Raw genomic sequence first — 16,528 nt, 5'->3', positions numbered from 1 at the left:
GATTTGTCAATTCGCGAAAGCTGACACACGCCATCAAAAATCAAGATTTCGCCTTGAATGAAAATCAATCTGCTCGCCCGTGACAGGATCGATAAATGACAGCGATTTGGCGAGCAGCTGTAGCGGTGCATCGAACTCGCCACGCGCTTTGTGCTTAACCTGCGGATAATAGGGGTCGTTCTTGATGGGCATGCCCAGATGGTTTAGATGTACTCGTAGCTGATGCAGCTTGCCTGTCGTGGGGTGCAGCTCATACTTTGCCCAGTCGCCTTGGGTCTCCAGCTGATGAACGAGTGTGTGCGAGTTCGGTGGCGTATTGACATCGACACGCATCGTATAAAATGGCTCGCCGCGCGTTAGATGTAAGTGAACATCCATAGGAAATGTCATATCGGCATTGCAGGGTGCGATGGCGTGATAAATTTTATGAATGGCATTATCTGAGAACAGCGACTGATAGATACCGCGAGTCTTTACATCTTTACTGATCAGAATCAACCCTGCCGTCTCACGATCCAACCGATGAATGGGCGAGAGGTCAGGATTATTGGTCTGCTGCTTTAGCCGAGTGAGCAGCGTCTGACGAACGTACTCACCGCCTGGCGTCACCGCCAAAAAATGCGGCTTGTCCACCACCATGAATCTGTCGTTCTCATAAAGCACCTCATGAGCAAAAGGCACAACAACCTCATCCTCCAAAAATCGATAATAATACACCGAACGCCCATGTAAATAAGGCGCATCTATGGTGGTAGTCTCGCCATCCTCCCAAAATACCAACCCATCATCAAAGCGTCTGCGCCATTCCGAAATGCCCACATGGGGGAATTTTTGGCATAAAAAAGTAAATAAATCGACAGGCGGACTGACCAATTTCTCAAGATAAATCGTGCTTGGTGATACGCCAGCAATCATCGGCGGAACAAAATCTGACATGGCTGGGTTTAATTGTCATGGCTAAGGATGGATGTGCATTGTAGCATGATTGTCTGCTTAGTCTCGAACTTATCTAATGCCAATAACTTGACATATCTAAAATTACAGATATAATGATATGTAAGTTTAGATTTGGTTATTTTATATATGAAATCAACTGAGATTTTTAAGGTGCTTGGCAACGACTGCCGTTACCAGATTCTATTGTGGTTAAAAGACCCTGCGACCCATTTCGGTGCTGATGCACTGCGCTGCGCTGAGACAGGTTTTGATGGCGGCATCTGTGTGGGCATGATCGCTGATAAGTCAGGACTGGCCCAGTCGGTCATCTCAAGCTATTTGGCCAATCTACAGAATGCGGGACTGATAGAGAGCAAACGACTAGGCAAATGGACCTACTATCGATATCGCGCTCAAGGCGTGCGTGATTTTATCCACCAAATCACACATGAGCTAAATTAACAAAAGTATCGCTAAGCCAAATTTACCCAAAGCTTATATTTCCTTGAAAAGAAACCTTTATCGCTCATATCTATATTGATAGATATTTATAAATTTTACAAATAAGAGAACCATTATGACTGACGTATCCATCCTAAACCTAGCGCCATTTCGCGATGGTGAGACCTTTACCGACGCCGTGGACGACTTGGTTGATCTGGCGCAGCGCGCTGAGAAGCTAGGCTATTCACGCTACTGGATCGCCGAACATCACAACATGCCCTATCTTGCAAGCTCAGCGACCAGCCTGCTGATTCAGCGCGTGCTTGATAAAACAAACACGATCCGAGTTGGCTCGGGCGGCGTCATGCTACCCAACCATTCGCCATTCATCGTCGCAGAGCAATACGGCACGCTGGCAAGCCTATACCCGAACCGTATCGATCTAGGGCTTGGTCGTGCACCGGGTACAGATCCTCAGACCGCGCGTGCGATTCGTCGCCATCAAGATGACTTCGCGATGAGCTTTGCTAACGACATTAAGGAGCTTCAATTTTATTTTGGCGATGATGATCAGGGCAAAAAGGTTCGCGCCTACCCTGCCAAGGGGCTTAATGTGCCGCTTTATATCCTAGGCTCAAGCACCGAGAGCGCCTATTTGGCGGCGGAATTGGGCTTACCTTATGCATTCGCCTCTCACTTTGCACCGAGATTCTTGACTCAGGCGTTGGACATTTATCGCAACTACTTTAAGCCATCTGCCGTGCTCGACGCCCCGCAGGTCATCGTAGGCATCAACGCCATCATCGCAGACAGTGATGATGAAGCCGAACTGCTCTCCACGACAAGTCTTCAGTTCTTCTTGAATGTAGTAACGGGCGATCGCTCCGGCATGAAGCCACCTGTTGCGGACATCGAAAGTCATGTGCCGCCTCACGTTCTAAACATGGCAAAAAGCATGATGGCGTGCAGCATCATTGGCTCGCCTGCCACTGCCAAAGAACAAATCGAAGAGCTACAATCACGCATTCAAGCAGATGAGCTAATGGCAGTCAGCTACATTCATGACAAAGCCAAACAAAAATACTCCTACGAGCTGTTCGCTGACGTTGTGCGTTCGATATAGCATGTAAGCTAAAACTTACAGTATTTTAAGAAGTTGGCGTATTTTCATCCCTGCTAGAACTTGGCATAATACACCCAAGCAGCAAGGAAGACGGCAAATGGATGCGCTAGCATGGATGAATGCTGTGGCTTATGGATAGAAGTTAAGGATGATGCAACAAGTAGTTAAGTAGTAACAACCCTCCCACCTAAAAAGACCGCATTAATTGCGGTCTTTTTATATTGAGGTCAATAGTTCTACTCTGACGGGTAAAAAAAAGACTTGGCGCACACCAAGTCTTTTTTATGAATCGTTCGATTATTTAATCGACCAATATTTGGCTTGCCAATTGCCCAAGGCGTCGTTAGTCGAATAGCCTGCCACGTAAGGCTTAACCACGCGAGCATTCACTTGATAATACACCCAAACGTTCGGTACATCTTTGTCCAAGATCGCCTCTAACTGATGGTATACCTTGGCACGCTCAGCATCGTCTGACTTGTTCAAAGACGTCTTTAATAGGTTGTCATATTCTTGGCTAGAATAATCGCCATAGTTACCCGAACCCTCTGTACGCATGACGTTTAAGAACGCTGCGGGATCGTCATAATCACCGCACCATGCCGCACGCGCCATCTGATGTTCGTGATTACGGCGGCTGGCCAGATATGCTTTCCATTCTTGATTGACAAGGGTAATTTTGGCAAAGCCTAACGCCTCTTGCCATAAAGACTGTGCTGCGACGGCGACTTTTTTATGGTTCTCACTGGTGTTATACAGCAGGTCGAATTTTAGCGGGTTTTGCTCATTATAGCCTGCTTCATTTAACAGACGCTTGGCTTCTGCGATGCGCGCTTCCTTATCAAGTTTTTGCCACTCTGGGGTGTAATTTGGGTTATTCGACACCACCGTTGGGGTCATCTGATAAGAAGGCGTCTCGCCACGGGCGGCGACTTTCTCGGCGATGGTCTCACGGTCTAGCGCCAAGGTCATGGCACGACGAACACGAACATCGTTAAATGGCGGCTTATTCACGTTCATCTCATAATAATACGAACAGAACGATGGCGACGTCTTCACGTCATCACCCTTGACAGATGTCAGAATGTCGCTTGGCACATCGGTATAAGTCACATCAATCTCGCCCGCCTGATAACGCGCATAATCCGTAGGGCCGCTGTCGATCGGTAACAGCACCAAATTCTCAATGGCGACATTATCCGCATCATAATAATGAGGGTTTTTAACGAAATTCATTCTCTCGCCCACGCGCCAATTTTTGATGATGTACGGGCCATTAACCACAATGTTCTCAGGTTTTGCCCAAGCATCGCCAAGCGCTTCTACGACTTTTTGGGGAACAGGACGCATTGCGGTATAAGCAAGCATCTGCGGTAAATATGGCACCGCCTCAGACAGCGTGATTTGTAAGGTCTTGTCATCCAACGCTCTGACACCCAGCTCTGCAGGCTTACGCTTACCCTCGATGATATCGCCAGCATTCAAGAACTTAGCATCTGCCACGAAGTTGGCGAAGTTGGCAGCAGTCTCTGGATTCACCATACGCTGAAAACTATAAACAAAGTCTTGGGTAGTGACGGCGTCGCCATTTGACCATTTCGCATCACGCAGCTTGAAGATCCACGTGATATTATCACTAGTCTCCCAGCTCTCAGCAATGCCTGCGATGAGCTTACCATCAGCATCGGTTGTCGTGAGCCCCACGAACTGCTGACGCGCCACACCCGACTCCGGTACACCGCCTGTCTTATGCGGATCTAAGGAGCTGATCTCAGCGCCATTGTTAATGGTGAGCGTGGTTTTGTCTGTTTTGGTGGCGGTGTCTGTGGCGGATTTATTACCGCAGCCTGTGAGTGCTAACATCACACCTAATGCCAATGCGGTGGTGCTGTGCTTGGTAAAATTCATAAGAACCTCGGGTTGGTTAATCTTTGGGGTATTTTAACACTGTCATGAATCGGGCATAGAGGTTTCTTTATTCTTATTTGGAATAATATTTTTACATAGATGTGGGATAGGTACAAGTTTGTAGTCAATGTCTTACACACATTTGAGAGGTTGGCGTATTTTCATCCCTGCTAGAACTTGGCATAATACACCCATCAGCAAGGAATACGGCGAATGGATATGCCAACATGGATGAACGCTGATATTATGGATAGAATTTAAGGATAGCGCAAGTAGCAAAACCCCCATACGGTAAGCCCTAACTGATGTTAGGGCTTTATCGTTTGTGTTTATTCGCTCATCTCTCCATAGATGCCTAGACTCTCGCTAAATGCCTGAACCTTCTCACTGTCTAGCTGCACCGACATCGTCACATTATCAGAGTATTCTGCTGATAATATCTCACCGCTCGCCTGTCCCACCAGATAGCGTATTTGGGCTTCGTTAGCAAAGTCCGTGCTCACTTTCACCACAGATTTTGGGATAAATTCCACCAAATCCATCTTATCCACGACCATCTGCGTGGCTGTCGCATAGGCGCGGGTCAGACCACCTGCCCCAAGCTTAATCCCGCCAAAATAACGAACTACAACCACCAACGCATTGCCAATGCCCTTGTGCTGTAAGACATTTAGAATCGTTCTGCCTGCGGTGCCATTGGGCTCGCCATCATCATCAAAGCCTGCGCGCGTGGTATTATGTGGATCGCCAATGATGTAGGCCGTACAGTGATGGCGCGCGTCTGGATAGCGTGATTTTAATTGTTCCACGTGAAACATCACGTCTTCTTTGATGTTGATCGGATAGGCAAAAGCAAGAAATTCGCTTTTTTTGATTTCATAAGCCGCATCGCATGGCGCGGCTAGGGTATGGTAGCTCATGTGAAATTTTTTCATATAATAAGCCAAATATGATACACTAAACGCCATGATTTTTAAATGAAGACAACACATGAGATTAGATAAATTCCTAAGCAAAGCCACTGAACTGTCTCGTAAAGAAGCCAAAAAAGTCCTGCATGCAGGCGAAATCACCGTCAATAATGAGATCATCAAAGACGGTAGCGTACACATACAAGCCGATGATGAAGTACTGTGGGCGGGAGAGCCTTTAAGCGTGGCAGAGGGGAATCGTTACATCCTACTATATAAGCCAGATGGCTTTGAATGCACTCTAAAAGCCAAAGAATACCCCATCGTCACCGATCTCATCGCTGTGCCAGAGATTGGCAGCCTTCGCATCGCAGGACGACTGGACGTAGATACCACAGGTGCGTTGCTGCTGTCCGATGATGGCGCATGGCTGCATCGTGTGACCAGCCCCAAGCGCCATCAACCCAAGCGCTACGAAATCACTCTAGCCAATTCGATGAACGCAGACGAACAAGCCCACGCAATCAAACAAGTTGCCAACGGGATATTGTTAGAAGGCGATACTGAAAAGACGCGCCCTGCTGAGCTATCATTCATCGATGAGACTCATGCTGTGCTGATACTAACCGAAGGTAAATACCATCAGGTCAAGCGCATGATGGGTTATTTTGGCAATAAAGTCGTAGAGCTCCACCGAGCCAGTATTGGTAGCATTACACTTGATGGGCTTGAGATGGGTGAGAGCCGATTCTTAACAGCTGATGAAATCGAGCAATTTTAAGATTGCTATCATTTAATTTTAAAGAACCAAAAATATGAAAACTTTACTAAAATCTTTAAGTCTAGCCGTTATTCTATCTTTGGGTACGGCGCACGCCAACATTAACGAAGCGCAGATTCGCGCCACCCTTAACGGCGCTGGTCTTAGCATTCCTGTTGAGAGCATACAGCCGAGCCCGATCAGCTCCTTGTTGCTGCTTAGCCTTGGGCAAGGTCAAGAGCCCCTACTCATCACACATGACCTAAACTATGTCATTCAAGGCAACATCGAGCCCAATCCAAGCCCAAAAGCAGCCACAGGCAACCACCCAAAGGCCAAAGCCGGCACACCCATCACGAATGCTCATAAGGCTGATCTGCTTGCCAACATGACAGTTCTAAAAAACATCGATCAACAAGCCGCCTTCTACCACACGAATGTTGATGGCTTGCTGTGGGGCGTTTCTGCCAGTGGAACGCCATTTTTGGTGAGCAGTGATGGACGTTATTTCATCAATGGGGAGATTTCAGTCATCGAAGATGGTCTGTTTGCAGGTCTAGACACTGACTTTGAATACGCCAAGAATCGCCATGCCCTAGGCCAGCTCGATCAAGAAACCTTAGCCATCTACCCCGCCAAAGGCACCGAGCGCGCTGTGGTCTATATTGCCACCGACATCAACTGTCCGTATTGCAAGATTTTCCATAGTAAAATCAATGAGTTCAATAATAAAGGAATCACCATTAAGGCGATCGGCTACCCTGTCTATGATGAATCACCAGAACCGATGCGACAAATTTGGTGCGAAAGCGACAATACCAAACGCGCCTCTCTACTCTCTGCAGCCATGCGTGGCATCCGCATCAGAGCAACCTGCCAAGGCGACGAGAATAACCTTACCCACAACCAGCTCGCCGCACAGTCTTTGGCGATATTTGCCACACCTGCCATCTTCAACGATCAAGGCGAGCTGTTCCAAGGTGATTTTAATGGCGAAGAATTTTTAGAATTTCTAAATATTAAATAGAAAAAATGGGCGGTAAATTACTCAAGGTTTACCGTCCATTCATACTTGCCATTAAGGTAGGATAACATTATCTATCTTCCACTGCGTCAGCCCATGCCGAGACAGTCGAACATCGACATCCTTGCCTTGCACGCTTGTCTTTACAGAAAAGCAGTTGATGCCGCGGTAGCCAAGCTGATGATTTTTATCATTATTCTGATCGACATCTGTCGCTTGGTTTGGCTCGCTATCATCCAATGACTGCCACGCATCGCCCAATACGACCAAATCAGCAATGCTGGCATCAGTTGCTTGTATCTCGCCCTTGCTTAGACGAATGGCATTATCGTATGTAATGACATTGTCAATACTACCATCGATCATAGTCTTAGCTATATTGTTAAGTTTTTCTTGATTAATTCCTAGAAATTCAAGCTCTTTTGGCACTTCTTGAGCAAGGTTATCCGCATTGGTATAAAGCTGTGTCTTTAGATTGCTGCGCAGAGTATCAAAATCCACCGCCTGCACAATGGGCAGATAATCACCTCTCTCATAAGCCTGATTGAGCTGATAAAGTCGATAATACGGTGACACGCCTGCGATGATCAAGACAATAACGAGCAGAAAAAGGCTTATTTTTAGGGCAGTTTTCATAAACAAATCCAAAATGACAATGAATGCATTATTTTGCCATAAATTGGTGAAAGCCTTAGAAAAATTTGCGATTTTTCGGCGCTTTTAACTTGATAAATAAGGCAAAACCACCATAAAAGGCAAAACTATTTTGACACTGTGGAATTAATATGAGCAGAGATTTTTATACCGTTTTGGGTGTGGACAAGTCGGCTGACGAAAAAGAAATCAAAAAAGCCTACCGCCGTTTGGCGATGAAGTACCACCCTGACAAAAATCCAGACGACCCAAGCGCTGAAGAGAAATTCAAAGAAGCGACAATGGCTTATGAGGTGCTCTCCGACGCCCAAAAACGCGCCAGCTATGATCGCATGGGGCATGATGCTTTTGAACAAGGCATGAATAATGGCGGATTCGGCGGCGCTGGTGGCTTCCATGGCGACTTTGGCGATATCTTTGGTGACATCTTTGGTCAGGCATTCGGCGGCGGTTCTGGTGGCGGATTTGGCGACTTCTTTGGTGGATCTCGCTCATCACGCGCTCGTGCCAGCAAGGGTTCCGACTTACTTTATCGCCTAAGCCTAAGCCTAGAAGAGGCTGTCAAAGGCTGCAAAAAAGAGATTCAATTTAGCTCATCAGTCAGCTGTAGCACCTGTAACGGCAAAGGCGCGAAGTCAGACGCTGACATCACCACCTGTAGCACTTGTCATGGGCAAGGTCAGGTTCGCATGCAGCAAGGCTTCTTTGTCATGCAGCAGACTTGCCCAGACTGTCATGGCACTGGCAAGACCATCAAAAACCCTTGCCCAGACTGCCACGGCGAAGGCAAACAACAAAAATCTCAAACCCTAGAAGTCTCCATCCCTGCCGGTGTGGACGATGGCGACCGCGTGCGCCTATCAGGCAAAGGCGAAGCGGGTGATGCAGGCATGCCAAATGGCGATCTGTATGTAGAAATCCATGTCAAACCGCACGAGATCTTCACACGTAACGGTGCCGATCTACACATGGATGTTCCTGTGGATATCGCCACCGCTGCCATTGGCGATGAAGTTGAAGTGCCTACTTTGGATGGTCGCCTCAAGATTAAAGTCTCTGAAGGTACTCAAAATGGCAAACTGCTGCGCGTGCGTGGCAAAGGCGTAACCACGGTTCGTGGCGGAATGCAAGGCGATCTGATCTGCCGCATCATCGTTGAGACACCAACCAACCTGACCCACGAACAAAAAGAGCTACTGCGTCGATTCCAAGCCAGCCTTGGTAAAGACAATCAAGCCTCTGCCAAGAAAAAAGGCTTTTTTGACAAAATCAAAGACGACGTAAAAGACCTTTTTGATTAATCAAACACGCCCAAAACAAGCACGGTAAATCATTGCCGTGCTTTTTGCATTTTCATTTGTGAAATTTTTGGGTATAATCAAAGTGAATTCACAAACTTTTAATTGGTAATAAGGGATCATCATGAGCAGCATCAACATCGGTATCATGGGCGCATCAGGTCGCATGGGTAGAATGCTATTACAAGCCACGCTGGATAATCCACATACCACCCTCAAAGGCGCATTCGTGCGTAGTGTCTCGAGCCTTATCGGTGTGGATGCAGGCGAATTTATCGGCTCTGACAAAAATGGCATCGCATTATCGACGTTAGATGTCGCAGAATTGGGTGCGCTGATTGATTTTAGTCTACCAGAAGCGCTTGATGAAGTGCTGGCGCAATGCGTCATCAATAAAGTTGCGCTGGTGATGGGTGTAACAGGCTTATCCGAAGATCAAGAAGCCAAGCTAAAAGAAGCCAGTCAATTCATCCCGATCGTCTATGCGGGCAACTTCTCCACTGGCGTGAATTTGAGCCTAAATCTTCTTGCTACCACCGCCAAGGTGCTTGGTATGGATGCGGATGTTGAGATCATCGAGCATCACCACAAGCACAAGATTGATGCGCCATCAGGCACCGCCCTTATGATGGCAAAATCTGTCGCCGATGCCCGCAATCAAAGCCTAAAAACAGCGCTCGTACACGGAAGACAAGGTGAATCTAAGCGCACCGCAGGCGAAATCGGCATGCATGCGATTCGTGGTGGCGAGATCGTGGGCGAGCATACGGTTGGATTTATCATGGATGGCGAGATCATCGAGATCACCCATAAGGCGATGAGCCGCATGACCTTTGCAGCTGGTGCTGTCCGTGCTGCCGTATGGGCAAGCAGTCAGCCTGCTGGACTGTACGACATGCAGGATGTGCTAGGTCTAAAGACTTAAATTAAGTCAAATAAAAAAAGCGTTCTCAATGAACGCTTTTTTTATGATTCCAATTATTTCTTACCCGATAATTCAATCACCCAAACCTCCGACTGCGAACCAAGCCTAAAAGGAATCCCCCAAAAGCCATAGCCTGACGATACGATGACGTGCGTATTGTTAATTTCTTTATGTCCGTAGCTGACTCGATTGAGAATTTTTACGATGAAGTTTGCAGGGAAAATCTGACCATTATGCGTGTGTCCCGACACCTGTACATCGATGGGCAGCTGCACATTCTCATCAACCTGACTTGGGCGATGATCCAACAGGATGACAGGATACTCTTGGGCTTCTTGGGGTAGTTCTGCCAATAGCTGCTCGGTTGTTTTTCTGTCTGTCTTATGATCATCAAAGCGACCAATCAGGGACAACAGCACACCTCCTACATTGATGACAGCCACCTGATCATCCAATAATACCGCACCTGTGGCACGTACCGCTTCGGCAATGGCGCGGCGAGATGACACATCATACAGGTCGTGATTGCCAAGACTCGCCACCACACCGCTACTGGCAGCAGAGACTACGGAACCAAAGGCGGGACGCATGTTTTGCGCTTCATACACATGGGTATTATCATCCATGATATCCCCTGGCATTAGGAGTAGTTCGGCACGTTCTTGCTTTAGAATATTCGCCAACTGCTCAAGCTGATTCACCCCGAACATTCTCCCTAGGTGCAGATCGGACGCCAATGCCAGACGCACAGGATGAGCCATTGGCTTATCAATTTGTATTGATAGATGGCGCACTGTCGGCGTATAGGCATTATAAAGCGACATGCCAATCAGCCCAACGAAACCGCACAGCGCAGCCGCTCGAATGCCCACGTCATAAACTTGCGCATTTGCAAGGCTTAGCTTCTGGCATAATACATTCATCACACAAATCACGGCAATGGTCAGCACACCAAGCCAAAGCACCGATAAATAACCCAGCGCAATGCGAAATTGCCCAAGGAATAACGTCGCCAAAAATAGATTACTCACCACCAAGGTGGCAATCACCACCCACGTTCGCGCATTAGGCAGCCAAGGCTGGATCAACCAAAATATCCCACGACCCACCATAAAGGCACACAGTTGAAACAAAGCAACCGTGATTAACATAAATACAATACGCATCAGCCTTCCCCAAAAAATCTTAGGGCTTGATTCGCCACAAAATCCAAATCAAACGTGCGCGTGGCATAATCATAACCCACAAAGCCGATGTGCCCGCCATAGGCTGTATCGAGCAATTTCACATCCTCTGACACATCGCCCGCCTCTGCCGTCACACCCAAAAACGGATCATCTTTGGCGGTGATAATTAAGGTTGGCTTATTGATTGATCTAAGATAAGGCAATGCAGATGCTTGACGGTAGTAGTCATTCTTAGAATGAAATCCGTGCCTTGGTGCGGTGAATACATTATCAAAATCACCCATTCGTTTGGCAGCTTTTAATGCGGTAATTTCTGCATCAGTCAAGCGATTCTCTAAGGCTTTTTTGATGATCGGATTTAATAAATATGGGGTATAGATTCTTTTGCCGAGCAATCGCTCCATGGCGATGGATGCACTTGCCAGATCCACCGGCGCAGAGACCACGACCGCACGTTGGCAGATGGCGTCGTGACCATATTCACCCATGTATTTGGCCAATGCATTACCGCCCAACGACACGCCGATGGCATAGACTGTTTGATATTCCTTGTTTAGATTTTTTAAATAATGATGCACTTCGGCCGTGTCGCCTGCATTATAAAACACTTTGCCAGAAACTGCCACACCACCACAGGAGCGAAAATGCGCCACCACGAAATGAAACCCCGCTGCCTGCACATTTTTGGCAAGTGTTTTGGCGTAGTGGCTTTGGCTTGAGCCTTCCATGCCATGAAATAAAACCACGATCGGCGTGGCTAATCGACCATCTTCGCCACGTTTATCATCCATCGGCAGAAAGTCAAAAGCCACATCACTCTCATCAAGAGAGTCCTTTAATAGCTTGCGCTGATAATTTGGTGTAAATTTCACCAGATAACGCGGTAAAATTGTCTGTAAATGTGGATTTTTTAGCCACAGCGGTGGCAAAAATTGATTCTCTTTCATGACGCTCTCTCATTTTTATTCATTATTTCTTATCTTAATTACAAACCAAACGGGCTCACCTTTAATCATCAGCTTAATTTTTGCGCCATCGCTCAGCCCCGCCGGCAAGCTTGCACGCACCATCTGCCCATGATGATTAAAATAAATATCGCCACCTTGGCTGGCAATCTTGGCATCCATGGCGATGATTGGCATCTGATTGGTTGCCATTTTGGACAGCTGATTGATTCTCATCAGCAAGGTTTTGGCATTTTTTAGGAGCTGGCCGTCGTTCTTTTGTAGTTGTGTTTGAGCAAAGTTAGACAAAGCTCGCGCATGAGACTCAAATTTTCTAAGCCCAGTCATGATGGTCTGCGATGATCGGATGCGTGTCATGGCCTTGGCAGTCACCTGCCCCATTGCACTAAAATGCACGGCGTGAATCACGTCATATTTGGCGCGTTTTTGGGTGTCTTTTAAGGTGGCATAAGCCTCATTAATCAGCACAATCTGGGCAGGATCGCCCTGTCTGTCAGGATGATGGATGAGCGCAAGCCTACGGTAGGCGCGCTTAATCTCGGGCAGACTTGCCGACTTAGAGACACCAAGCACCAGATAATAATCAACCAAATCAGACTGCCTTGACATCAGATCTCCAAAGACGCTTCCAGATTCTCAAGCTCATCCAGCGCCATGAGTAACGACTCTTCAACTTCTGCCAGCTGTTTTTGGGCGTCGGTTTGCCCAGCTAACAACGCCAACAGCTTATCTTTATTCGTATCGTCATACAGACTTTGATCTGACAATTGTACCTCGATATTTGCCAAATTTTCGCTGTGTTTTACTAGCTGCTTTTCGAGCTTGTCAATCTGTTTGCGCAGCGGTGCGGTTTTATTGCGATATTGGGCGGCAAGCTTGCGCTTTTCTTCCTTTGACAGCTCTTTGGTATCGTTAGGAGGCTTACTCTCAGAGACAGCATTGCTACGCGCTTGTTTTTCAAGACGGGCTTGTTTTAGATGCTCAGCATAGTCTGCCATGTCGCCTGTAAATTCATCAGCGCGACCATTTGCAACCAAGATCAAGCTATCACACACCGATGTAATCAATCCACGATCATGCGATACCAAAATCAGCGCACCCTCAAAGTTCTGCAAGGCGAGCATCAGCGCATTTCGCATTTGTAAATCAAGATGGTTCGTCGGCTCATCAAGCACCAACACATTAGGGCGCTGCCACACGATGAGCGCCAATGTCAGTCGTGCACGCTCACCACCTGAGAACAGACAGCATTCCGTGTCAATCTTATCACCACGAAAATCAAAACTCCCCAAAAATGCGCGCAAATCTGCATCCGAAGTCGCACCTGCCAAACGTCTTAACATGACCATCGGCGTAGCATTATCATCTAATGAATCCATCTGATGTTGATTAAAATAGCCAAGCTTTAAGGTTTCGGATACTTTATGCTTACCATCTATGAGCGGCAATTCACCCACCAAAGCCTTAATCAGGGTTGATTTGCCCGCACCATTTGCCCCGAGAATACCAAGCCGAACATCAGGGGTAATCTGCAGATTAACCTTGGTAATCAGCGCTTTATCATCATAGCCAATCGATGCATTCTCAAGACTAATCAATGGGCTTGCCATATGGCTGGGCGGATAAAACTGGAAGCTAAATGCGCTGTCCGCCATCACAGGCGCCAGCTCAGTCATACGCGATAGTTGCTTAATACGACTCTGAGCCTGTTTTGCCTTAGTTGCTTTCGCACGAAAACGGCGAATATAATCTTCTAGATGCGCCCGAGTTGCTTGCTGTTTTTCAAAGGCTTGCTGCTGCTGTGCTAGCCTTTCGCTGCGCGTACGGACAAATTGACTGTAGTTACCTGTATATAGTGTGATCTTACCATGTTCAATGTGTAAAATATGCCCACAAACCACGTCCAAAAATTCCTGATCGTGACTGATCAGCATGATAAGCCCATCGAATTTCGACAGCCATTCTTCGAGCCACAAGATCGCATCCAAATCTAAGTGATTGGTCGGCTCATCCAGCAGCAGCACATCAGCCCTGTGCATGAGTGTGCGAGCCAGGTTAAGCCTCATTCGCCAACCACCAGAGAATGTCGCTACTACACGCTTATGCTCATCTCCACCAAAACCGAGCCCAGATAAGATCTGCGCCGCCTTGGTTGGCGTACGAAAACCATCAATTTCCTCGAAACGCCCATAAATCGGCGCAATCTCACTCTCGGAAAGCTCGTCTTGGTTTTGTAGCTTTTGATTAAGCTCATACCACTCGCCATCACCAGATAATACATAATCAATGGCGCGCATCTGCGTGGCGTGCACTTCTTGCGCCATGTGAGCAATTTGCCAATTACTAGGCATTTCGATTTGACCCACATCCGTCTGATGCTCACCCAAGATGGTGGCGAACAAGGTGGATTTTCCCGTACCGTTATTACCCGTCAAACCAATTTTTTGTGGCTTGTGAAGTTGTAAATTTACTTCGCTAAACAGCAATCGCCCTTCTCGGCGCACCGCCACATCTTTAAATTCAATCACGACAAATCTTCCAAGAATAAGATTTGCATATTATAGCAGACCTACCCCTTGCATAAATAAAATTTGCACCAATTATGGTATAATCACTGTAATAACAAAATAAAATCAAGAGACTACAATGAACAATGTAATGACTCTCACCGATAATGCCGCCAAAAAACTATCCAAGCTAAAAGCCGCCGAAGGCAATGAGGCGCTGATGCTGCGCGTGTATGTGACAGGCGGCGGATGCTCAGGGTTTTCTTATGGCTTTGATTTTGCTGAAGACATGGAGGAGGATGACGCAACTTTCCTAAATGGCGATGCAGTCTTGGTTGTTGACAGCTTAAGCTATCAATATCTGCACGGGTCAACCATCGACTATGTCGAAGGGCTAGAAGGCTCTCGCTTTGTGGTCAATAACCCCAACGCCACCACCACTTGTGGCTGCGGTTCGTCCTTTTCGATTTAATTTAATTTCATTGTATTTAAATTCAAAAAAACCTGCCAGCTGGCAGGTTTTTTGATCAATTTTAAAATTGATTACTTGTGCTCATCACGCAGTACGACTGGTGCGGCAGCCAAGCGATAGTTAGCAGCGGCAGTGCGTGCGCCAGCGATGCTCGCCAAGAAAGTCAGTAGCGTGCTGATTAACCAGAACAGACCTGAATACAAAGCCGCTTTGCGAGCAGTTTCTTCGGCAGTTTGTAGTGTTTGTTCCATTTTTACTCGTGCATCAGCAACTGCTTGCTCGGTGGCTGCACGGTATTCATGATAAGAAGCCAAAGTTTCTTGTTGCACTTCAACCGCCTGAGCTTGGCTTAGACCTTCAGCTTGTAGACGATTAACAAGCTCTTGATCTTTCAAAACACCCTCAACTTCGTCAGCACGCTGCTTAGCATACTGGTCAATGTTTTTCCAGGTGTCTAGATTAGTAAAATCCATCTCTGCCAAATCAGCTTTAGTTTCGTTAAGCATGCCTTCTAGCACATTTACTGTTGCACCGATTTGCGCTTGGTCAAAGGTGTCGTTATTTTTAGCCACCCACGCTTCGATGTCTTGACGGCTGATGTTGCCAGTCGCTTTTTGGTAAAGCTCTTGGGCGCGGTCAGTAATATTGACACCGTCAGAATTAGTAGCTGCCACACCTGCACCTGCTACTGTCGCTGCCGTAGAGGTTACAGCACTGGCAGCACCACCGATGGCGCTCGCTGTCGTGCCAACCGCATTACCTGCTGTTCTTACGATGCCTGACACGCTGTTCATGGCAAAAACAGAAGTGATGACCACGATGGCGGCGGCTGTCAAGATACCAGTCAATGCGGCGTCTTTTGGCAAAATGTCCGTACCATCACCAAATAATGCTTCTGGCGCTGATGCTTTGACAGCAAAAAAACCTGCCACAAAAGCGCTCAACAATGCTGTTACCGCTGCATAAATACCTGCTGCAATACCAGCACCACGCAAGTCTAGCGACAAGAATGAGCTTAGCACCAGTGCCAATGCTAGCATGATCATAGACACCACAAGACCCATTAAAAGTCCTGCAAGGATACCACGCCATGATGGGCGTCTGGCTTTCGTTGTGTAGATTGACATAGTTAGAATCCTATACAATAAAATGAATAAAAAACGATACCTCAGTATTTAATGGTATATTATAAGCCATTTTTGAGCAAAATTCAGTAGGGTTTTAGTAAGTTTAAAGTAATGAATTGTAACTTAAAAAACCACCCCTATCAATGACAGGGGTGGCCTCAAATAAGATGCTGACGATGACCTACTCTCACATGGGCGAACCACACTACCATCGGCGCTAAGACGTTTCACTTCTGAGTTCGGGAAGGGATCAGGTGGTTCCATCTTGCTATTGTCGTCAGCGTAAA

Annotated in this window: 16 protein-coding genes and 1 rRNA gene; 7 read left to right on the top strand and 10 right to left on the bottom strand. The window is 47.0% G+C overall.

Features of this window, described 5'->3' with window-relative positions; translation table 11 throughout:
- Nucleotides 1-33: 33 nt before the first annotated feature.
- Entirely contained in the window at nt 34-936 is a 903-nt protein-coding gene (locus AAX10_RS00190) for a pseudouridine synthase (RefSeq protein WP_080946944.1), read from the bottom strand.
- A gap of 147 nt (nt 937-1,083) precedes the next feature.
- Here AAX10_RS00190 and AAX10_RS00185 point away from each other — a divergent pair, with 147 nt between their 5' ends.
- Both AAX10_RS00185 and AAX10_RS00180 read left to right on the top strand, forming a co-directional pair.
- Nucleotides 1,084-1,398 carry an ArsR/SmtB family transcription factor gene (locus AAX10_RS00185; RefSeq protein WP_046697652.1) on the top strand — a complete coding sequence of 105 codons (315 nt, stop codon included), beginning with the start codon at nt 1,084-1,086 and terminating at the stop codon, nt 1,396-1,398.
- A 115-nt stretch (nt 1,399-1,513) separates the two neighbouring features.
- Nucleotides 1,514-2,503 (top strand): LLM class flavin-dependent oxidoreductase, encoded by a 990-nt coding sequence (locus AAX10_RS00180; RefSeq protein ID WP_046699512.1) that lies wholly within the window; start codon nt 1,514-1,516, stop codon nt 2,501-2,503.
- 297 nt (nt 2,504-2,800) lie between these two features.
- On the opposite strand, the gene AAX10_RS00175 is transcribed toward AAX10_RS00180, so the two are convergent.
- Both AAX10_RS00175 and AAX10_RS00170 read right to left on the bottom strand, forming a co-directional pair.
- Nucleotides 2,801-4,411: a peptide ABC transporter substrate-binding protein gene (locus tag AAX10_RS00175; protein ID WP_036363692.1), complete on the bottom strand. Its 1,611-nt coding sequence runs from the start codon at nt 4,409-4,411 to the stop codon at nt 2,801-2,803.
- Nucleotides 4,412-4,740: 329 nt separating this feature from the next.
- Nucleotides 4,741-5,331: a YigZ family protein gene (locus AAX10_RS00170; RefSeq protein WP_036363724.1), complete on the bottom strand. Its 591-nt coding sequence runs from the start codon at nt 5,329-5,331 to the stop codon at nt 4,741-4,743.
- A gap of 70 nt (nt 5,332-5,401) precedes the next feature.
- Between AAX10_RS00170 and AAX10_RS00165 the strand changes: the two genes are divergently transcribed.
- Together AAX10_RS00165 and AAX10_RS00160 are read left to right on the top strand one after the other, a co-directional pair.
- On the top strand, nt 5,402-6,103 hold the full coding sequence (locus tag AAX10_RS00165) for a pseudouridine synthase (protein ID WP_036363696.1): 702 nt from the start codon (nt 5,402-5,404) through the stop codon (nt 6,101-6,103).
- Nucleotides 6,104-6,137: 34 nt separating this feature from the next.
- The gene (locus tag AAX10_RS00160; RefSeq protein ID WP_036363699.1) at nt 6,138-7,109 is read left to right on the top strand and encodes a DsbC family protein; all 972 of its coding nucleotides are present in this window, start codon (nt 6,138-6,140) and stop codon (nt 7,107-7,109) included.
- A gap of 51 nt (nt 7,110-7,160) precedes the next feature.
- Here the strand turns inward: AAX10_RS00160 and AAX10_RS00155 are convergent, their stop codons facing one another.
- Nucleotides 7,161-7,742: a DUF2939 domain-containing protein gene (locus AAX10_RS00155; protein ID WP_046699511.1), complete on the bottom strand. Its 582-nt coding sequence runs from the start codon at nt 7,740-7,742 to the stop codon at nt 7,161-7,163.
- 149 nt (nt 7,743-7,891) lie between these two features.
- On the opposite strand from AAX10_RS00155, the gene dnaJ reads away from it, so the two are divergent.
- Both dnaJ and dapB read left to right on the top strand, forming a co-directional pair.
- A complete protein-coding gene (gene dnaJ / locus AAX10_RS00150) occupies nt 7,892-9,061 on the top strand; it encodes a molecular chaperone DnaJ (protein ID WP_036363706.1) in 1,170 nt (389 codons plus the stop codon).
- A gap of 121 nt (nt 9,062-9,182) precedes the next feature.
- The gene (dapB, locus tag AAX10_RS00145) at nt 9,183-9,983 is read left to right on the top strand and encodes a 4-hydroxy-tetrahydrodipicolinate reductase (RefSeq protein WP_046699510.1); all 801 of its coding nucleotides are present in this window, start codon (nt 9,183-9,185) and stop codon (nt 9,981-9,983) included.
- Between the two features lie 53 nt (nt 9,984-10,036).
- On the opposite strand, the gene AAX10_RS00140 is transcribed toward dapB, so the two are convergent.
- From AAX10_RS00140 to AAX10_RS00125, 4 genes are read right to left on the bottom strand one after another with little or no spacing between them, the layout of a single operon-like run.
- Nucleotides 10,037-11,149 (bottom strand): metallophosphoesterase, encoded by a 1,113-nt coding sequence (locus AAX10_RS00140; RefSeq protein ID WP_036361814.1) that lies wholly within the window; start codon nt 11,147-11,149, stop codon nt 10,037-10,039.
- Complete coding sequence (locus tag AAX10_RS00135; RefSeq protein WP_036361811.1) at nt 11,149-12,117, bottom strand: YheT family hydrolase; 969 nt, start codon at nt 12,115-12,117, stop codon at nt 11,149-11,151. Before AAX10_RS00135 ends, AAX10_RS00140 begins: the two co-directional genes overlap by 1 nt.
- A gap of 15 nt (nt 12,118-12,132) precedes the next feature.
- Nucleotides 12,133-12,744: a J domain-containing protein gene (locus tag AAX10_RS00130; RefSeq protein WP_036361807.1), complete on the bottom strand. Its 612-nt coding sequence runs from the start codon at nt 12,742-12,744 to the stop codon at nt 12,133-12,135.
- Nucleotides 12,744-14,663: an ABC-F family ATP-binding cassette domain-containing protein gene (locus AAX10_RS00125; protein WP_046699509.1), complete on the bottom strand. Its 1,920-nt coding sequence runs from the start codon at nt 14,661-14,663 to the stop codon at nt 12,744-12,746. The genes AAX10_RS00130 and AAX10_RS00125 overlap by 1 nt, the downstream gene beginning before the upstream one ends.
- A gap of 118 nt (nt 14,664-14,781) precedes the next feature.
- Here AAX10_RS00125 and erpA point away from each other — a divergent pair, with 118 nt between their 5' ends.
- A complete protein-coding gene (gene erpA / locus AAX10_RS00120) occupies nt 14,782-15,114 on the top strand; it encodes an iron-sulfur cluster insertion protein ErpA (RefSeq protein WP_036361802.1) in 333 nt (110 codons plus the stop codon).
- 71 nt (nt 15,115-15,185) lie between these two features.
- On the opposite strand, the gene AAX10_RS00115 is transcribed toward erpA, so the two are convergent.
- The gene (locus AAX10_RS00115; RefSeq protein WP_036361799.1) at nt 15,186-16,241 is read right to left on the bottom strand and encodes a hypothetical protein; all 1,056 of its coding nucleotides are present in this window, start codon (nt 16,239-16,241) and stop codon (nt 15,186-15,188) included.
- A gap of 168 nt (nt 16,242-16,409) precedes the next feature.
- Nucleotides 16,410-16,523, bottom strand: a 5S ribosomal RNA gene (gene rrf, locus AAX10_RS00110).
- Nucleotides 16,524-16,528: the final 5 nt, after the last annotated feature.

The organism is Moraxella bovoculi, assembly GCF_000988745.2.
GTDB lineage: Bacteria > Pseudomonadota > Gammaproteobacteria > Pseudomonadales > Moraxellaceae > Moraxella > Moraxella bovoculi.
Note: the sequence above shows the minus strand (reverse complement) of the source record. Positions and strands in the feature narration are given on the sequence as shown.